The sequence below is a fragment of the Streptomyces sp. NBC_00259 genome (assembly GCF_036181745.1).
GTDB classification, from domain to species: Bacteria; Actinomycetota; Actinomycetes; order Streptomycetales; family Streptomycetaceae; genus Streptomyces; species Streptomyces pratisoli.
On sequence record NZ_CP108080.1, the window covers coordinates 898444 to 916414 of the forward strand.

Sequence of the window (17971 nt, forward strand, 5' to 3'; positions counted from 1 at the left end):
AGGCGCCCCGTCTCCCTGACGGCCGCCAGACCCACACTCCTCCTCGCCCCCGGAAGGCCGCCTTGAGCTGGGATGTGCTCCTCTTCCGCCTGCCCGACGGTGTCACGTCAGTCCACAAGATCCCTGCCGACCGCACCTCACCATGTCGGCGAAGCGTAGACGGTTCCTGCCGAGGAACGGATGCAGCATGCGACGCCCGACGGGACATGACCGCCTGACGGCCCGCGATCAGCCGCCCGCGCGTTGATCACTCGCCCACACATCAAGCTGGAAGTCAGTTGACAGCGTCAACACGCGTGCGCGACTCTAGTCAACAGGCGAAGTGTACTCTCACTGCAGGGTGTACCCGTCTTGCACGCAATGGGTGAAACGGGGAGGGGTTGTGAGCCTGGAGACGGTCGACGGACGGTTCCGGATCACGGGGATCGTTGGGCGCGGGAACATGGGCGAGGTGCACCGGGCCGAAGACCTTCAGGCCGCCCCGGAGTCCCCGCACCGGGAGGTCGCGGTCAAGACCGTGTTGCGAGGCCGGACCGGAGTCGCGATTGACGCATCGGGGTCCGGCAAGGAGATCGACCGCTTCCGCCGCGAAGTGCGGATCATGCGCATGCTCTCCCAGGGCCACCCGAACCTCACCCTGCTGATCGATGGCGGCGTGGACGGGACACCGGACGGCAGCGGCCTGCCCTACCTGGCCATGGAGCTGCTGGACGGCCATCCGCTCGCGGACCTGATCGACGAGGAGCCCCAGCTCCCGGTCTCCTGGGTCGCCGCCGTCGGGGCGCAGATCGCCTCCGGTCTCGTCGCCGCGCACACCGCGGGTGTCGTCCACCGCGATCTGAAGCCGGCCAATGCGATGCTGACCCGCGACGGCAGCGTCAAGATCCTCGACTTCGGCATGGGCTCGGTGGTCGACGATCCCGACCAGACGCGACTGACCAGCACAGGCGTGAGTGTCGGCACCGCCCGCTATATGGCACCCGAGCAGTTCCGGGCGGAGCATGTCTCCGCTTCGGCCGACCTCTACGCGCTCGGCTGCATCCTGTACGAGCTGCTGCTCGGACGTCCGCCGTTCTCCGCCAGGACCCCTTACGAGCTGGCCGAACAGCACCAGCACGAGGACCCGCCGAAGCTGACCCTGGTGCGCCCCGACCTGCCCGCCGAACTGGTCCGGCTGGTGGACCGTCTCCTGGAGAAGGACGCCGAAAACCGGCCCGAGAACGCCGCCCAGGTCCGCGAGGCACTGATCCCGCTCGCACTCGCAGCGGACGACACAGCCGCCCTGCTGGCTCCTCACTGGCAGGCGATGGACCCGGTGGCACGGCTGCGTGCCCAACTCCCCGAGCCCGCGCCGACGGCTCCCGCACCAGTGCCGCGAAGAGAGCCACGACTGCCCGAGGCCATGGACGTCTTCGGCATTCATGCCGATCTGATCAGCGAGTACGAGGACTTCACCAAGAGCGCGACGGTGATCCGGGACGCCCGCATCGGCGGCTTCGTCGCGGACGACCTGGCGGCGAAGTCGCAGTGGCCCGACCCCTGGCTGTCCCTGAACCCGTTCTTCGCCGACGGCGGCCAGGTCACCGACCTCGTGCGGGACGGCGTGCTGCACCCGAAGTGCGCGGAGATCTTCCAGGCCGGCAAGAAGGAGAACTCGCCGCGCCCCGACGGCCGGCCGCTCACCTTCCACCTCCACCAGCGGCAGGCGATCGAGGCCGCGCAGGCGGGCGACTCCTATGTGCTCACCACGGGCACCGGTTCCGGCAAGTCGCTGTCGTACATCGTCCCGATCGTGCACCACGTGCTGAAGGAGCGTCAGGCGGCTGGTCCTGACGCGGGTGGCCGGGTGCGGGCGATCATCGTCTACCCAATGAACGCACTGGCCAACTCACAGGTGGAGGAGCTGAAGAAGTACCTGCAGAACGGCTTCGGGAAGGGCCGTGAGCCGGTCACCTTCGCCCGCTACACCGGCCAGGAGTCCCAGGAGGAGCGCCGCGAGCTGCGCAAGAACCCTCCGGACATCCTGCTGACCAACTACGTGATGCTGGAGCTGATGCTGACCCGGCCGGACGACCGGTCCAGCCTGATCCGCATGGCAGAGGGGCTCCAGTTCCTCGTCTTCGACGAGTTGCACACCTACCGGGGCCGACAGGGCGCGGACGTGGCATTCCTCATCCGCCGGGTGCGTGAGGCCTGCCGCGCGTCCGCCACCCTTCAGTGCATCGGCACCTCGGCGACCATGTCCACCGAGGGCTCTTGGGAGGACCAGCGGCGTGAGGTGGCCAGGGTCGCCGGCCGGCTGTTCGGTACGACCGTGCTGCCTAAGCGAGTCATCGGCGAGACCCTGGTCCGGGCGACCGAGGAAGCCCCGGACTCCGTGCCCGCCGAACGGCTGCGGGTCCCGGCGGCGCCCCGCTCGTACGAGGCGCTCACGAAGGACCCGCTGGCCCGCTGGGTGGAGTCCCGGTTCGGTCTGGAGCGCGAGAAGGACACGGGGCGGCTGCGCCGGTGCGCGCCTGGCACCGTGGAGGAAGCGGCCAGAGAGTTGGCCGCCGAGGCGGGGGTGGCCGAGGAGAGTGTGCGCGAGGCGATCCGGACGACCCTGGAGGCAGGTGCGCAGGCCAAGCATCCGGTGACGGAACGGCCCCTGTTCGCGTTTCGGCTGCACCAGTTCCTCTCCAAGGGCGACACCGTCTACACGACGCTCGAGGACCCGCTCACCCGGCCGCTGACCCGCACCTATCAGCTGGAGCAGCCGGACAGCGACGGCAAGCCGCTGTTCCCGCTGGCTTTCTGCCGCGAGTGCGGCCAGGAGTATCTGACCGTCTGGCGCGCCGAGGACGGCGGTTCGTTCCGGTACGAGCCGCGCCGGGACACCTCTGCCTCAGGGGGCCGCGAGGGCGAGGGCTACCTCTACCTGGGCATGCCCGGGGAGGACTACGAGTGGCCGGCCGATCCGCAGAAGGCCGTGGACGACCGGCGGTTGCCGGAGTCGTGGCTGGAGCGGGACGCGCAGGATGTGACGGTCGTCAAGAAGTCGTACAGGGCCCGGTTGCCGAAGCGTGTCGTCGTGGACGCCCACGGGAACGAGTCGGGCGAGGGGCTGGTGGCGGCGTTCGTCCCGGCACCGTTCCTGTTCTGCGTGCACTGTCAGGTCTCCTACGAGCAGACCCGCGGCCGGGACTTCGCCAAGCTGGCCACCCTGGACCAAGAAGGACGTTCCTCGGCGACCTCGCTGATCTCGGCGTCAATCGTGAAGTCCCTGCGGGCGGTGCCGGAGGACAGCCTGGGCAAGGAGGCGCGCAAACTCCTCACCTTCGTCGACAACCGGCAGGACGCCTCGCTCCAGGCGGGGCATTTCAACGACTTCGCTCAGGTGACCCAGTTGCGTGGTGCCCTGTACCAGGCCGCGGTGCGCGCCGGTGAGGAGGGGCTGAGCCACGACGATCTCGCCGAGGCCGTCACCGAGGTGATGGGCCTGACGCCCCGCGAGTTCGCTGCCGGCGCCAAGCTGCCTCCGTCCATGGAACGCCGGGCCGTGAAGGCCTTCCGTGATGTGGTGGGATATCGCCTCTACCGCGACCTGGAGCGCGGCTGGCGCATCACTATGCCGAACCTGGAGCAGACGGGCCTGCTGCGGATCGACTACGAGGACCTGGGCGTCATCGCCGCCGACCTCGAACGATGGCAGTCAGCGCACGCCGCACTGCGCGACGCCGATCCGGCGCTGCGCGAGGAGGTCGCCCGGACGCTGCTCGACTTCATGCGACGCGCCCTCGCCATCGATGTGCAGTACTTCCGCGACGACTTCGACACGTTGCAGCGGGCGAGCGAGGAGCGTCTGACCGGCCCGTGGGTGCTCGGCGAGAGCGATCGGCCCGCGGTCGGCACCGCCTACCCGTACGGCTCACGGCCCGGTATGGAGCGGACCGCCCAGTTCCTGTCGGCCCGGGGCAAGTTCGGCAAGTATCTGCGGCGCAACATGCCCGAGCTGCGCGACGTCCACCTCGATGACGTCCAGAAGGTCATCGAGGACCTGCTGACCGTGCTGCGCGACGCGTACCTGGTGTGCGAGGTGGACGCAACGCCCGAGCAGTCCGGTCCGGCCTACCGCCGCCGCGCGGGTCAGAAGCGCACCGGTTACCGGGTGTCGGCCGCCGCGCTGATCTGGCGGGCCGGGAACGGCGAGCGGGGTGCGGTCGACCCGCTGGCACGCACGTACAACAGCGGCGAGGGCCCGCGCGTCAACCCGTTCTTCCGCGACCTGTACCGGACCGCGGCCGCCGAGCTGGCCGGCCTGTTCGCCCGGGAGCACACCGCGCAGGTCACTCCGGAGGACCGGCTGGAGCGCGAGCGGCTGTTCCGGGACGCCGACCTGCCCCTGCTGTACTGCTCGCCGACGATGGAACTGGGCGTGGACATCTCCTCGCTCAACGCCGTGCTGATGCGCAACGTGCCGCCGACCCCGGCGAACTACGCGCAGCGCTCGGGCCGGGCGGGCCGTTCCGGTCAGCCCGCGCTGGTGACGACGTACTGCGCGACGGGCAACAGCCACGACCAGTACTACTTCCGCCGCTCCCAGGACATGGTGTCGGGCCAGGTGGCTCCGCCGCGTCTGGACCTGGCCAACGAAGACCTGGTCCGCTCCCATCTGCAGGGCATCTGGCTTGCGGAGACCGGCATGAAGCTCGGCACCGCGATCCCTGACGTCGTCGACGTCGCCTACGACCCCGAAGGCGACGACCGCCCCGACCCGCAGATGCCGCTGCCGCTCCGCTCCGAGTTCCTCAGCCGCTCCCTGGACGAGGACGCCCGCAGGCGCGCGGCCGCCACCGCACGTACCGTCCTCGCCCCGCTCATCGCGGACTTCGAGTCGACCACCTGGTGGTACGACGAGTGGATCGAGGACCGGATCGAGCGTGCCCCGCAGGAGTTCGACGCGGCTTTCGAGCGGTGGCGTGCCCTGTTCCGGGCCGCCGTCATCGACCAGTACGAGCAGAACAAGCGAGTTGTCGACCACACCCTCTCCCCCGGTGAGCAGAGCCGGGCCCGCTCCCGCCGCCGGGAGGCGGAGACGCAGACGAACCTGCTGCTGAACCGCTCAGTGGACAGCAAGTCGGTGATGAGCGACTTCAATCCGTACCGCTATCTGGCGTCCGAGGGGTTCCTGCCCGGCTACAGCTTCCCCCGGCTGCCGCTGGCCGCGTACATCCCGCGCTCCGGCAACCGCCGCAACGCCGACGGCGACTACCTCCAGCGTCCCCGGTTCCTCGCGATCCGCGAGTTCGGCCCGGGCGCACTCATCTACCACGAGGGCGCCCGCTACCAGGTCACCCGGGTGCAGCTGCCGCCGGACGCCTCGGGCGACCTGGCGACGGCGGAGGCCAGGCGCTGTGACGGCTGCGGCTACCACTACGCCGTCAAGCCGGGCGCCGACAAGTGCACGATGTGCGGGGCGGAACTGGGCAGCAAGCGCACCGGACTGCTCCATCTGCACACGGTGTACACCACGCCGCGCGAGCGGATCTCTTCCGACGAGGAGGAGCGCCGCAGGGCCGGTTTCCGCCTGGAGACCTCCTACGCGTTCCAGGACCACGGCGCCCGCAAGGGCCGCCTCACCTCCCATGTCACCGACACCGGCGGGGCGCCCGTTCTCAGTCTGGACTACGGCGACTCCGCGACCGTCCGGATCACCAACCTCGGCCGGGTGCGCGACAAGGGCGACCACGACGGCTACTGGCTGGACCTGGGTGACGGCCGCTGGCTCAACGACCGGGCCGCCGCGGACGCCATCGAGGGCACCGGTATGCCGGTGGTCGACGAGGACGGCAACGAGAAGCGCCGCAAGAAGCGGGTCCTGCCCTTCGTGGAGGACCGGCGCAACATCCTCGTGGTCACCCTGGAGGAGCCGCTGCCCGAGCCGGTCGCCCTGTCGTTCCTGTACGCGCTGGAGCGGGGCATCGAGGCGGCGTTTGAGCTGGAGGACTCCGAGCTGACCGCGGAGCTGCTGCCGCCGGACGAGGGTCCGCGCCGCCACATGCTGTTCACGGAGGCCGCCGAGGGCGGTGCCGGTGTGCTGCGCCGGATCCAGCACGAGAAGGACGCCCTCGGCAGGGCTGCCCGGACCGCGCTGGAGATCTGCCACTTCGACCCGGACACCGGGGACGACCTGGGCGGTCCGGCGGACGGCGAGCGGTGCGCCCGCGGCTGCTACGCCTGCCTGTTGACGTACGGCAACCAGACGCACCACCGCCAGCTGAGCCGGCTCGCCGCCCGCCCGCTGCTGCTGCGCCTGGCCGGCGCCCGCACCGAGCGGGAGGACCGCGGGGAGTCCCGCAGCGAGGCGTTCCGCAGGCTCGCCCCGGCGGCCGGCAGTGCGCCCGAGGGTGCTCCGGCGTCCGCGCCAACCCCGGTGGAGACGGACCTGGCGGCCCTCGTCGCGCGGGGCGACCTGCTCGGCTGGCTGAGGGCGAAGGGCTACCGGCTGCCGGACGAGGTCGACGTCTTCGTCGGCACGGCGGCGGCCCGCCCCAACCTGGTCTTCCGCCTGGACGGCGTCAGCCTCGCCGTGTTCGTCGATGTCCCCGGCCGCCCGGCCGACTCCACCCGTGACGTCGAGGCCGGCTACCGCCTGGAGGAGGCCGGCTGGGACGTCGTGCGCTTCCCGGCGGACGCGGACTGGGACGCCGTCGTCGACCACCACGCCGGTTACTTCCACCTTCGCTGACCGCCTCACCCCTTCTCGACCTCTAGCTAGGAACTGAGACATCTCATGAGCCTCACGTACACAGCCGGCTCGCTGGTCGCCGCCCGTGGCCGGGAATGGGTGGTGCTGCCCGAGAGCGCCCCCGACATGCTGGTGCTGCGCCCCCTGGGTGGGAGCGAGGACGACATCGCGGCCGTCTTCCCCTCGTTCGAGGAGGTGCGCCCCGCCGAGTTCGCCGCGCCGAGCCCGGACGACCTGGGCGACCAGCGCGCCGCCGGTCTGCTGCGCACGGCGCTGCGCATCGGGTTCCGGTCGGGCGCGGGCCCGTTCCGCTCGCTGGCGTCGATCGCCGTCGAGCCCCGCGCCTACCAGCTGGTGCCGCTGCTGATGGCGCTGCGGCAGCGCACGGTACGGCTGCTCATCTCGGACGACGTCGGCATCGGCAAGACCATCGAGGCGGGCCTGATCGCCAAGGAGCTGCTGGCGCAGGGCGAGGCGACCCGCTTGGCGGTGCTGTGCTCCCCCGCGCTGGCCGAGCAGTGGCAGGGCGAGCTGCGGGAGAAGTTCGGCATCGACGCCGAACTGGTGCTGGCGTCCACGGTGTCGCGCCTGGAGCGCAACCTGGAGCTGGGCCAGTCGCTGTTCGACCGGCATCCGTTCACGATCATCTCCACGGACTTCATCAAGTCGACCCGCCACCGCGAGGACTTCGTCAAGCACTGCCCCGACCTGGTGATCGTCGACGAGGCCCACACCTGCGTGGCCGCCGACGATCCCGCGCAGGGCGGCGCGTCGTCCGCGACGAACCAGCTCCGCTACGAGCTGCTGCGAAAGGTCTCCGCCGACGCCGACCGCCACCTGCTGCTGCTGACGGCGACCCCGCACTCCGGCAAGGAGTCCGCGTTCCGCAACCTGCTCGGCCTGGTGCGGCCCGAGCTGGCGACGCTGGACCTGGAGACGCCGGCGGGACGGGCCAAACTCGCCGAGCACTTCGTGGCCCGCAAGCGCGCCGACGTCCGCGACTACCTCACCAAGGAGGACGGCCTCGCCGACGACTCCCTGGCCGAGCGGACCGCGTTCCCGTCCGACCGCTGGACGAAGGACGAGCCCTACAAGCTGACCCCCGCCTACCGCGCGCTCCTCGACGATGCCATCGCCTACGCGCGGGACCGCGTCGAGGCGGCGGGCGAGCAAGGCAAGCGGGAGGCCCGGATCGCCTGGTGGTCGGTGATCGCGCTGCTGCGCTCCATGGTGTCCTCCCCGGCCGCCGCCGCGCAGACCTTGAAGACCCGCTCCGAGTCCGCCACCGCCCGCACCGCGCAGGAGGCGGACGTGCTGGGCGCCCCGGTGGCCGCCGACTCCGCCGACAACGACCGCCTTGAGGGCATGGATGTCGCGCCGGGCGCCGCCGAGTCGGAGGACGCGGGCGCGCGGCTGCTCGAACTCGCCCAGCGAGCGGAGCAGTTGGTGGGTCCGGCGGAGGACGCGAAGCTGAAGGCGCTGACCCGGCACCTGAAGGGCCTGATCGCCGACGGCTACCACCCGATCGTCTTCTGCCGCTACATCCCCACCGCCGACTACCTCGCCGAGCAGCTGGACGGCAAGCTCGGCAAGAAGACGAAGATCGCCGCCGTGACCGGCACCCTCTCCCCGCAGCAGCGCCTGGAGCGGATCGAGCAGCTCGCCGCCGAGGCCGCCGAGGCGGGCGACGACCCGGCCGTACGCCGCGTGCTGATCGCCACCGACTGCCTCTCCGAGGGCGTGAACCTCCAGCACCACTTCGACGCCGTCGTCCACTACGACCTGGCCTGGAACCCGACCCGCCACGACCAGCGCGAGGGCCGCGTCGACCGCTACGGACAGAAACGCGACCAGGTCCGCGTCATCACCATGTACGGCGAGGACAACGGCATCGACGGCAAGGTCCTGGACGTGCTGTTCAAGAAGCACCGCCAGATCAAGAAGGACCTCGGCATCTCCGTGTCCGTCCCCGACGAGACCGCCTCCGGCGTCACCGACGCCGTGGTGGAGTGGCTGCTGCTGCACGGACGGCAGGGCAGCCAGGAGAGCCTGTTCGAGATGGACGGCCACCAGGAGTCCTTCGACCGTATCGAGCGGGAGTGGAGTTCGGCCGCCGAGCGGGAGAAGACCTCCCGTTCCAAGTACGCCCAGCGTGCCATCCACCCGGAGGAGGTGGCCCGCGAGGTCGCCACCGTACGGGCCGCGCTCGGCGGCGCGGAGGAAGTGCGCGAGTTCGCCCTGGAGGCGCTGCGGGACCTGGACGCACTGGTCCGCGACCCACGTGACGGCAGCGGCGACTTCACCGCCCAGGTCGGCGGCACCCCGGCCGGACTGCGCGACGCGCTCGCGGCCACGCTGGGCAACCGGCTGGTCGAGGAGGACCGGGAGATCCCGTTCCGCACGACGCCGGCGATCGGGCGCGGCGAGGCCGCCCTGGTGCGCACCGATCCGGCGATCGGGGCCGTCGCCTCGTACGTCCTGGACTCGGCGCTCGACGCGAAGGCGCTGGGTCCGCGTCCGGCCCGCCGCTGCGGTGTGGTGACGACGGACGCGGTCACCGTCCGCACCACGCTGCTCCTGGTCCGCTACCGCTTCCACCTCACCCTGCCGTCCCGCACGGGTGAACGGCAGGTGGTCGCCGAGGACGCGCGGCTGCTGGCCTACGAGGGTCTGCCGCAGCGCGCCCGCTGGCTGGACGACGACGCGGCCGCCGCGCTGCTGGGGGCCCGCGCCACCGCCAACACGCACGAGCTGGCCGCCCGCAACGCCATCACCCGCGCCCTGGAGGGCCTGCCGGGCCTCGACGATCACCTCACCGAGTACGGCACCCGCCTGGCCGCCGAACTCGATGCCTCACACCGCCGGGTGCGCAAGGCCAACGAGGAGATCGTCCGCGGCCTGAAGGTCGTCCCGCAGGAGCCCGCCGACGTCCTCGGCGTGTACGTCTACCTGCCGCAGCAGCCCGCCGCGCCCGCCACCACCGTCCCCGGAGCCGAAGCCTGATGTCCGCCGCCGCCACCCGCACCGCCCTGGCCTTCACCGCCGTCACCACGGTCGGCGGACTCCTCCCTGCCGACATGCTGCTGCGCATCGCCGAGGCGCGGAACCTGCCGGGCACCAAGCCCGCCGACTACGGCCTGCCCGCGTCCGTGCCCGTGCGGGACGAGGCCGAGCGCGCCTGGGAATACCTCAAGCCGCTCTGGCGCGACCTGCGCACCGCCCTGCCCTCCGACCCGGTCACGGGCATGCCCTCCGCCGACCCGACGGGCCGGGCCGGCACGGACTGGCTCGCCCAGGTCTTCCGCAAGCTGGACTTCGGTGCGCTGACGGAGGTCGGCGCGGCGGGCATCGCTGCCGACTCCGACCCGGAGAAGCGGTTCCTAATCTCCCACCGCCACGGCCCGGCCCTCGTCCACCTCATCCCGTGGAACCAGGACCTGGACAAGCGCCCGGCCGCTGGCCAGGTCCCGGCCCAGTCGATGCTCCAGGACTGCCTCAACCGGACCGAGGCCCACCTGTGGGCGGTCCTCACCAACGGCCGCCGCCTGCGCCTGCTACGCGACTCGTCGTCCTTCGCCACCGCCGCGTACGTCGAGTTCGACCTGGAAGCCATCTTCGACGGCGAGCTGTTCAGCGAGTTCGTGCTGCTGTACAGCCTGCTGCACGCGTCGCGGTTCGCGGTGGCGGAGGGGGCTGCGGCTTCGGGGTGCTGGCTGGAGAAGTGGCGTGCGGAGGCCGTCACTTCGGGGGCGCGAGCGCTGGATCAGCTGCGGCTGGGGGTGCAGAACGCGCTGACGGTGCTTGGTACCGGGTTCCTGCGGCATCCGGAGAATGTCCGGCTGCGGGAGGACGTGGACCCGAAGGCGCTGCGGGATGCGTTGCTGCGGTTGGTGTACCGGCTGCTGTTCGTCTTCGTCGCCGAGGACCGCGAGGCCCTGCTCGACCCGGAGGCCGGTGAGCGGCACCGGGAGGCGTATGAGCGGTACTTCTCGTCGGCGCGGTTGCGGGAGCGGGCCCGGCGGCGCCAGGGCACGGCCCACGGGGACCAGTACGAGGCGCTGCGCATCGTCCTCGATGCGCTGGGCACCGAGGGTGGCCGCCCCGAGCTCGGCCTGCCCGGCCTCGGCGGCCTGTTCTCCCACACGGAGGCCGACGCGCCCCTCGACGGCCTGAAGCTGTCCAACGAGTCGCTGCTCGCCGCCGTACGTCACTTGGCCCAGGTGCGCGACCCGGGCGCCCGCCGCTGGCGCCCCGTCGACTACCGCCACCTGGACGCCGAGGAGCTGGGCTCGGTCTACGAGTCGCTGCTGGAACTGGAGCCGAAGCACTCCGCGACGGACCGCTCCTTCGAGCTGATCGAGGTCGCGGGCAACAGCCGCAAAACGACGGGGAGTTACTACACCCCGTCCTCGCTGATCGAGTGCCTGCTGGATACGACTCTCGACCCGGTGATAGACGACGCTGTGAAACGGGGCGAGCAGCGTGCCACAGAGGCCGGCCGTCCTGACCCGGCCGACGACATCGTCGACGAGCTGCTGTCGCTTACGGTGTGCGACCCGGCTTGTGGGTCCGGCCACTTCCTCGTTGCTTCGGCGCGGCGCATCGCCAAGCGTGTCGCGTCCGTGCGGGAGCGCAACCCGGAGCCGACGGTCGATGCGATGCGGCATGCCTTGCACGAGGTCGTCGCGCGCTGCATTTACGGCGTCGACCTCAACCCGATGGCCGTGGAGCTGGCGAAGGTCTCTCTGTGGCTGGAGGCCCTGGAGCCAGGCAAGCCGCTCGGCTTCCTGGACGCGCATGTGAAGCACGGGAACGGTCTGATCGGGGCGACGCCGAAGCTGTTGGCGGACGGGGTTCCGGACGACGCCTTCAAGCCGATCGAGGGGGACGATCGGAAGTACGCGGCCGGACTCGTCAAGCGGAACAGGGTCCAGCGGGGCGGCCAGGACGAGCTGCTGTTCGACGCCGAGCCCCTGCCGGGGAACGAGCGGTACGCCGCCGAGCTTGCCCGCATCACCGCCGCCCCCGCCGACTCCCTGGAGCAGGTGCGGGCGCAGGAGTCCGCGTACCGGGCGTACTCGGAGTCTGCCGCATATGTGCACGACCTGCACGCCGCTGACGCGTGGTGTGCGGCGTTCGTGTGGCCCAAGCAGAAGGGTGCACCGGAGGCTCCTACCGACCAGGTGTTCCGGGCACTGCGGGGGCGGGACCAGTCGGCTGTGCCGGACGGCACGCACGAGGAGATTCTGCGGCTGCGGAATCAGTACAGCTTCTTTCACTGGCACTTGGAGTTTCCGGAGGTGTTCGCGGTCCCGGAGTCGGGGGCGGGCGTGCAGGCAGGGACGAGGTGGGTCGGGGGTTTCGATGCGGTGGTGGGGAATCCGCCGTGGGAACGTGTGAAGCTCCAGGAACAGGAGTTCTTCGCACAGCGGGACCCGCGTATCGCGGAAGCGAAGAACGCGGCGGCGCGAAAGCGGCTCATCGCGGAGTTGCGGGATAACCGCGATGGCGAGCGTCTGTACGCGGAGTTCGAGGCCGCCAAGCGACGCTCGGAGGGCGAAAAGCACTTCCTGCGGGCCAGCGATCGGTTCCCGCTGACGGGGCGGGGTGACATCAACACGTACGCCGTGTTCACGGAGAGCGACCGCGCGCTGACGGGGCCTCGGGGGCGGACGGGAGTGATCGTGCCGACGGGGATCGCTACGGACGCGACGACGCAGTTCTTCTTCAAGGACATCGTTACGAAGGGGCAGCTTGCCGCCCTCTACGACTTCGAGAACGAGGACAAGGTCTTCCCCGAGGTCCACAACCAGATGAGGTTCTGCCTGTTCATGCTGCGCGGCTCAGGCAGCTTTCACGAGCCGATCCGGATGGTGTTCAAAGTACGTCAGCCCGAGCAGATCGCCGATCGGAGCTATCTGCTGGCGGCTGAGGACATCCTGACCATGAACCCGAACTCCGGCACATGCCCGGTCTTCCAGAGCCGCCGGGACGCCGAGATCGCGCTGGGGATCTACCACCGGGTGCCGGTGCTGATCGACGAGACGAAGACGGTAGGCGGGAACCCTTGGGACATCTCGCTCATGCGCATGTTCCACATGTCGGACGACTCCCATCTGTTCCGCCCCTCGGCCCAAAACGCCGAGACGCTCGACGACCTCCTCAAGACCGGCTGGACCCTCGACGGCAACGTGCTCGTCCGCGGCGAGGAGCGCCTACTCCCACTGTACGAGGCGAAGATGCTGCACCACTACGACCACCGCTTCTCCACGTACGAGAACGCCACGGAGAAGCAGCTCAACAAGGGCACCCTCCCGCGCTTCACCGTGGAGCAGCATCAGGACGCCGCCGCTGTACCGCTGCCGCGCTACTGGATGCCGGAGCAGGATGTTCCGACCGGGGAGGTCGACAAAGACGGCGAGCCGATCGTAGAGCTGAGCGTCCGCAGCCGTCTAACGGCCAGGGGGTGGGACCGGGGCTGGCTGATGGGGTGGCGAGACATCACTAACAAGAGTAACGAGCGCACGTTGATCAGCACTCTTTCGCCTGCCCACAGCTTCGGCCACCCCTACCCCTTGGCCCTCCCTGCTTCGCCGGACCACGCTCCTCTGCTCTCCGCTGCCTGGTCGTCCATGGTCAGCGACTACTGCGTCCGCCAGAAGATCGGCGGCACACACCTCACTTACGGCTACATCCAACAGATGCCTGTCCCCACTCCCAACCAGCTCGCGCCGCACGCACAGTTCATCACCCCGCGCGTCCTCGAACTCACCTACACCGCAGCCGACATGATCCCCTTCGCCCGTGACCTCGGCGACCCCGGCGCTCCTTTCCGCTGGGACCCCGACCGCCGTGCCATCATCCGCGCCGAACTGGACGCCCTCTTCTTCCACCTCTACGGCATCACCCGCGACGACACCGAGTACATTCTGGACACCTTCAGCGTCGTCCGCGACAACGACATCAAGACCCACGGCGAGTACCGCACCAAGAACCTGATCCTCGCCGAGTACGACCGGATGGCCGTCGCCGGCCTCACCCTGGAGAACCCGCTCATCGAGGGCGAGTCCGGTACCTACCTCTCCACCCTCACCCCGCCCCCCGGCCAGGGCCCCCGGCACGCCTGATCCCACCCAAGGAGGCGAACGCCCTGTGGTACGTCGAAGCCAGACCAGCAATCCGCGCACGACCGTCGTCCTGACGGCGGGCACGGACTGGGGTACACGTGCCGCAGGGCAACGCCGGGGCAGTGGGGCCGAGTTCCCGATGCCCCGGAAGCAGGCGGCGAAGCTCAAGGCGTTGCAGGAATCCCTCGGCCTGATACGCACGGCGATCAACGCCAAGCGTTGGGCCCAGGCGCGCTACATGCTCAGCCGCGCCCGAGCCCTGGTGAATGCGCTGCCCGCCGACCAGACCGTCAAGGCGCGCGAGCAACTCACCCAGCTGCGGAAGACGTTCGAGGCACGCAACACCCCAGCAGCCAAGAAGGACACGAAGGCGAAGCCGAACGTCAAGGCGGCGCGGGCGGGCGGCAAGAAGGCCGCCGCGAAGCCCGCACCTCAGAAGAAGGCCGCGCCGAAGCCGGCACCCGACCTCGGCGACCGCCTCATCAACCGTGCCGCGCTCGGTTACGCCTCCGAGACGCCCGACACGAACCGCACAAAGGGCGCCCAGCCCTCCCGGCCCACGGCGAAGGGCGGGCGGGCCAGGTCCTTGGAGTCCCGTACGTGAACGGCCTGTTCGGCGATCGCGATCTCTACGCAGTCATCGCCCTGGCTGCCGCTGTAGGTTGACTTGAACCAGGCGAGTTCCGTCGCACTGCCGCTCATAGCTCTCCTCGGAGTCGCTCCAGCAAGGCCCCGGATTCATTGGGACTCAGGGCCTGCGAGCGAAGTGTTTCATAGCGCTGGCAGAGCAGGCTCACCTCTTTCCGGTCCGAGATCAGCCGGCCGTTCTCCTGCCCTTCGGAGTAGCCGAGCCGCTGTCCTGTAGGGGTCTCCAGGATCCGCACCGGCCCATCCAGGCACGGATGCAACCCCTGCTCCAGCGGGACCACTTGAAGCGTCACATTGCGCGGAGCACTGTGCTCCAGCACATGATCGAACAGCCCACGCATCGCCTGCGCATCACCGAACCGCCGCCGGAACACATGCTCCTCAACGATGAAGCTGAATGGCACCTTCGGCCGGTCCCGCATCATCGCCTGCCGTTCCATGCGGGCGGCAAGGAGTTCCTCCAGCTCCCCATCCGTCCGCAGCGGAATCGTGCCCTCGAGCACCGCCCTCGCGTACGCCTCCGACTGCAACAACCCCGGCACCAGCCGGCACTCGTACGTGCACAGACTCACCGCCTCCCGCTCCAGCCGAGCCCACCGCCGGAACCACGCCGCGAGTCCCACCTCACCCCGGCTGAGATGGCGGGCAGCCCTCCGCAGCGCGCCGGTGTTCCCCAGCGCCTCCTCCGCACGCTCGATGAACGCCTCGTCCGGCATCCGACGGCCCAGCTCCACGGATTCCACGGTGTGCTTGGAGTACCGGACGACAGCGGCGAGGTCTCCCCGGCTGAGCCCCGCGTGCTCACGTAACGCCTGGACGACCGCGCCGAAGGTACGCAGACTGTCCGAGGGATGGGGCTCCCGCTCCCCGTCTCCCGCCGGAACCGTCCGGGTGCCGATGCCCGTGTCCGCCTCCGCTTCGACGATGTCCATCCGCCGCCCCTCTCTCCAGCCCTTGGACCCGCACACGTTCAACACTCAGCGTGACGGCCGGACTCACGTACTGTCCACTCCATGCGCCCGTACGCTCACTTCGCGTACGGGGTGCGGTGCTCGCACTCGGTCACACCGAGCCGTCACGCTGGCGTCATGAACCACCCCATTCCCCAACTCGTCACCTCAGCCGTCACCTTCACACAGTTGCTGTCGTCCACACGGCGCGGCGCCCGGCTCGCCCGGCTGCTCAGTGCGAGCCAACTCCAGTCCTGGGGCGCCCCGCAGGACCTCACGGAGCGTGCCGAAATCGTCGTCGCGGAGCTTGCGGCGAACGCCGTGCTGCACGGCCGCCTGCCCGGTCGCAGCTTTCGCCTGACCCTCGTGTTCGACGCCTCGCCCGGTCTCCTCCGCATCGACGTCACCGACGCGCGCGGGGAGAGGTGGCCGCAGGTCCGTCCCTTGAGCGCCGTATCGGGCGCCTCGCTCCCCACTGGTAGGCACGGCCTCTCGCTCGTCGCCGCGCTCGCCGACCACTGGGAGACGCTCCCCTTTCCGCCCAGCGGCAAGACCGTCCGGGCCGTGCTCTCGGCACCCTGAGGGGCGACCGCCGCCACCTACGGGGAACGCACGCGGGCCACGTCACCGCGCACGTCGCGGCCGCCCCTCTGCGATGGAGGCGAAGTGCCCGGGCTCGGCAAGGTGCTCAGTTCGTGCGCGTGTTTGACAGGTGCGGCCCCACGTAGCCCACGATCACCTTGCCCGTGGCGCCCGCCGTGTCGTCGTAGAAGTGGACGCGGGGCGCGATCCTCCCCTTGTTGTCGATCTTGATATGGGCCTCCATGAACACCTTGCCCGACGCGTCGACCTCCGTCGACACAGGGAGCATGCGCTGCTGCCGGAACTTCCTGTCGTTGCGAACGGAGTCGGACTCGACCATGGCCACGCGCGTCACCGGATAGGTGCGCATGCCCTGCGGGGAAGCCTCGCAGAAATCCCGGAAGGTTCCGCCGAATCCCTGCTCGCCGGCGCTGCTCGCCCCGTAGGAATCCAGCGCCAGCAGCGCGTCCCATACCTTCGACGCCCAGGTCGAGCTCTTCAGGTCGTCGTCGAGGTCTGCCGCCTTGCTCCTGTCGTAGGTCAGAACGAGATGCTTCATCCGCTCGCGCACGCGTTCGTTCAGGTCGGCGAAGGACATCGGCGCCGCTTCCTCCACGGGCGGCGTGTAGGCGTCGTCCGCCCGGCCGGCCTCCACCAGCCGCTGCTGCAGAACCGCCACTTGGTGGCGCAGGGCGGACAGCTGCGCCTGGGTGGCATCGTGGTCGGCGATTTCGTCCTCATAGCGATCGGTCGCGTCCCGCAGTTCCTCATCGAGGGCGCGTCTGCTGCGCTCCGCCAAGTCCCTGGCCTTGGCTGCCTCGCTCAGCTCCTCCAGCGCCTTGTCGATCGTCTCGTTGGCCGTGCTCAGCTGGGCGCGCAGGGAGCCGACGGTCTCCGTCCTCAGGGACTCGGCGGTCTGGGACCGAGCCGCACGCAGGCCCTTGAGGACCCCCTCGATGCCGGGGAACACGGTCTCGGCGAGCAGGGCCGGTTGCGGTGTGGTGACAGCGTGCTGGCGCGGATACCTGGAGATCCGAACGTCCGCGTTGCGGAACGTCGGGTCGCTGAGCCGCCGGTACGTCAGCAGGCGGTGCCGCCGACCGTCTTCGGTGGAGCCGAGGGCGACGTCCGGAAGATACGTGCGTATCTGGCCGGAGAAGATGTCGTGCCCTTCTCCAGCCGCCTCCCTGAAGGCGGGGACGGCATCCCGTTCCAGCCGGAACACCGAGGCGATTCCTACCAGGTTCCGGGCGACCCGGGTCAGTAGCCTTTCCCAGGCCGAATCGCCATTGGACGGCTCCGCCGCGAGCACCATTGGAAGCTCTCGGGACGAATCGGTGAGGGCGGACATCAGCAGGCCGACCGACTCGGGGCCGATCAGGTGAGGTGCCGAGGAGAGCCGTATCGGCCCGTCCGTCACGGTGAAGTGATCGAGAAGCTCACGGACGAGCCGAGGCGGGACCGGTGTGATCGGCCGTCTGCCCGGACTGGGATGGTGCTCCAGCTCGACACCGACGTAAGCCGCTGTCGACTCATGGTCGGCAGCGGACGTGAGCGTCGTCTGCCAGGTCCCTCCCTGTTCTTCCTCCTTGCTCTCCCGCAGGCGAAGCCGCAGCGCGGTCTGATGGCCGTCGGTGTCGTAGGAGTCGGTCACGGTGAGGGTGTAGGCGTCGGTGAGCCGATGGACGCCCGAGGAGAGCTGCGTCGCCAGCCCCTTGCTCTCCAGCCAGGAGGTGAAACACGCGCGGGCTCCCGCGAACATCTGCTCCCGCTCGTCCTCGGGGATCGGCAGTACCGTCCGGTAGACCAGCGGGTTCTCAACACGCTGCTCGTCTCGGACAGATCCGTCCCTGACCCATCGCGGAGTATTCGGCGCGGGCTTGCGGCTGGGCATCGCCAACGGAGTGGGGCTCAACAGTGACCTCCTGCTTGATCGA

The 17971-nt window shown here is 69.9% G+C and carries 7 protein-coding genes; 4 read left to right on the top strand and 3 right to left on the bottom strand.

What is annotated here, in order from left to right; all coding sequences use genetic code 11:
- Nucleotides 1-382 precede the first annotated feature (382 nt).
- From OG766_RS04025 to OG766_RS04035, 3 genes are read left to right on the top strand one after another with little or no spacing between them, the layout of a single operon-like run.
- Nucleotides 383-6727, top strand: coding sequence for a protein kinase domain-containing protein (locus OG766_RS04025; RefSeq protein WP_328724572.1), 6345 nt, complete (start codon nucleotides 383-385; stop codon nucleotides 6725-6727).
- Between the two features lie 45 nt (nucleotides 6728-6772).
- A complete protein-coding gene (locus OG766_RS04030; RefSeq protein ID WP_328724573.1) occupies nucleotides 6773-9730 on the top strand; it encodes a DEAD/DEAH box helicase in 2958 nt (985 codons plus the stop codon).
- Complete coding sequence (locus OG766_RS04035) at nucleotides 9730-13854, top strand: Eco57I restriction-modification methylase domain-containing protein (protein ID WP_328724574.1); 4125 nt, start codon at nucleotides 9730-9732, stop codon at nucleotides 13852-13854. The genes OG766_RS04030 and OG766_RS04035 overlap by 1 nt, the downstream gene beginning before the upstream one ends.
- 501 nt (nucleotides 13855-14355) lie before the next feature.
- On the opposite strand, the gene OG766_RS04040 is transcribed toward OG766_RS04035, so the two are convergent.
- Nucleotides 14356-14556, bottom strand: coding sequence for a DUF397 domain-containing protein (locus OG766_RS04040; protein WP_328724575.1), 201 nt, complete (start codon nucleotides 14554-14556; stop codon nucleotides 14356-14358).
- Nucleotides 14553-15434 carry a helix-turn-helix domain-containing protein gene (locus OG766_RS04045; RefSeq protein ID WP_328724576.1) on the bottom strand — a complete coding sequence of 294 codons (882 nt, stop codon included), beginning with the start codon at nucleotides 15432-15434 and terminating at the stop codon, nucleotides 14553-14555. The genes OG766_RS04040 and OG766_RS04045 overlap by 4 nt, the downstream gene beginning before the upstream one ends.
- A gap of 156 nt (nucleotides 15435-15590) precedes the next feature.
- Here OG766_RS04045 and OG766_RS04050 point away from each other — a divergent pair, with 156 nt between their 5' ends.
- Complete coding sequence (locus OG766_RS04050) at nucleotides 15591-16034, top strand: ATP-binding protein (protein WP_328724577.1); 444 nt, start codon at nucleotides 15591-15593, stop codon at nucleotides 16032-16034.
- Between the two features lie 106 nt (nucleotides 16035-16140).
- Here OG766_RS04050 and OG766_RS04055 read toward each other — a convergent pair whose 3' ends face one another.
- Nucleotides 16141-17949, bottom strand: coding sequence for a hypothetical protein (locus OG766_RS04055; RefSeq protein ID WP_328724578.1), 1809 nt, complete (start codon nucleotides 17947-17949; stop codon nucleotides 16141-16143).
- Nucleotides 17950-17971 lie beyond the last annotated feature (22 nt).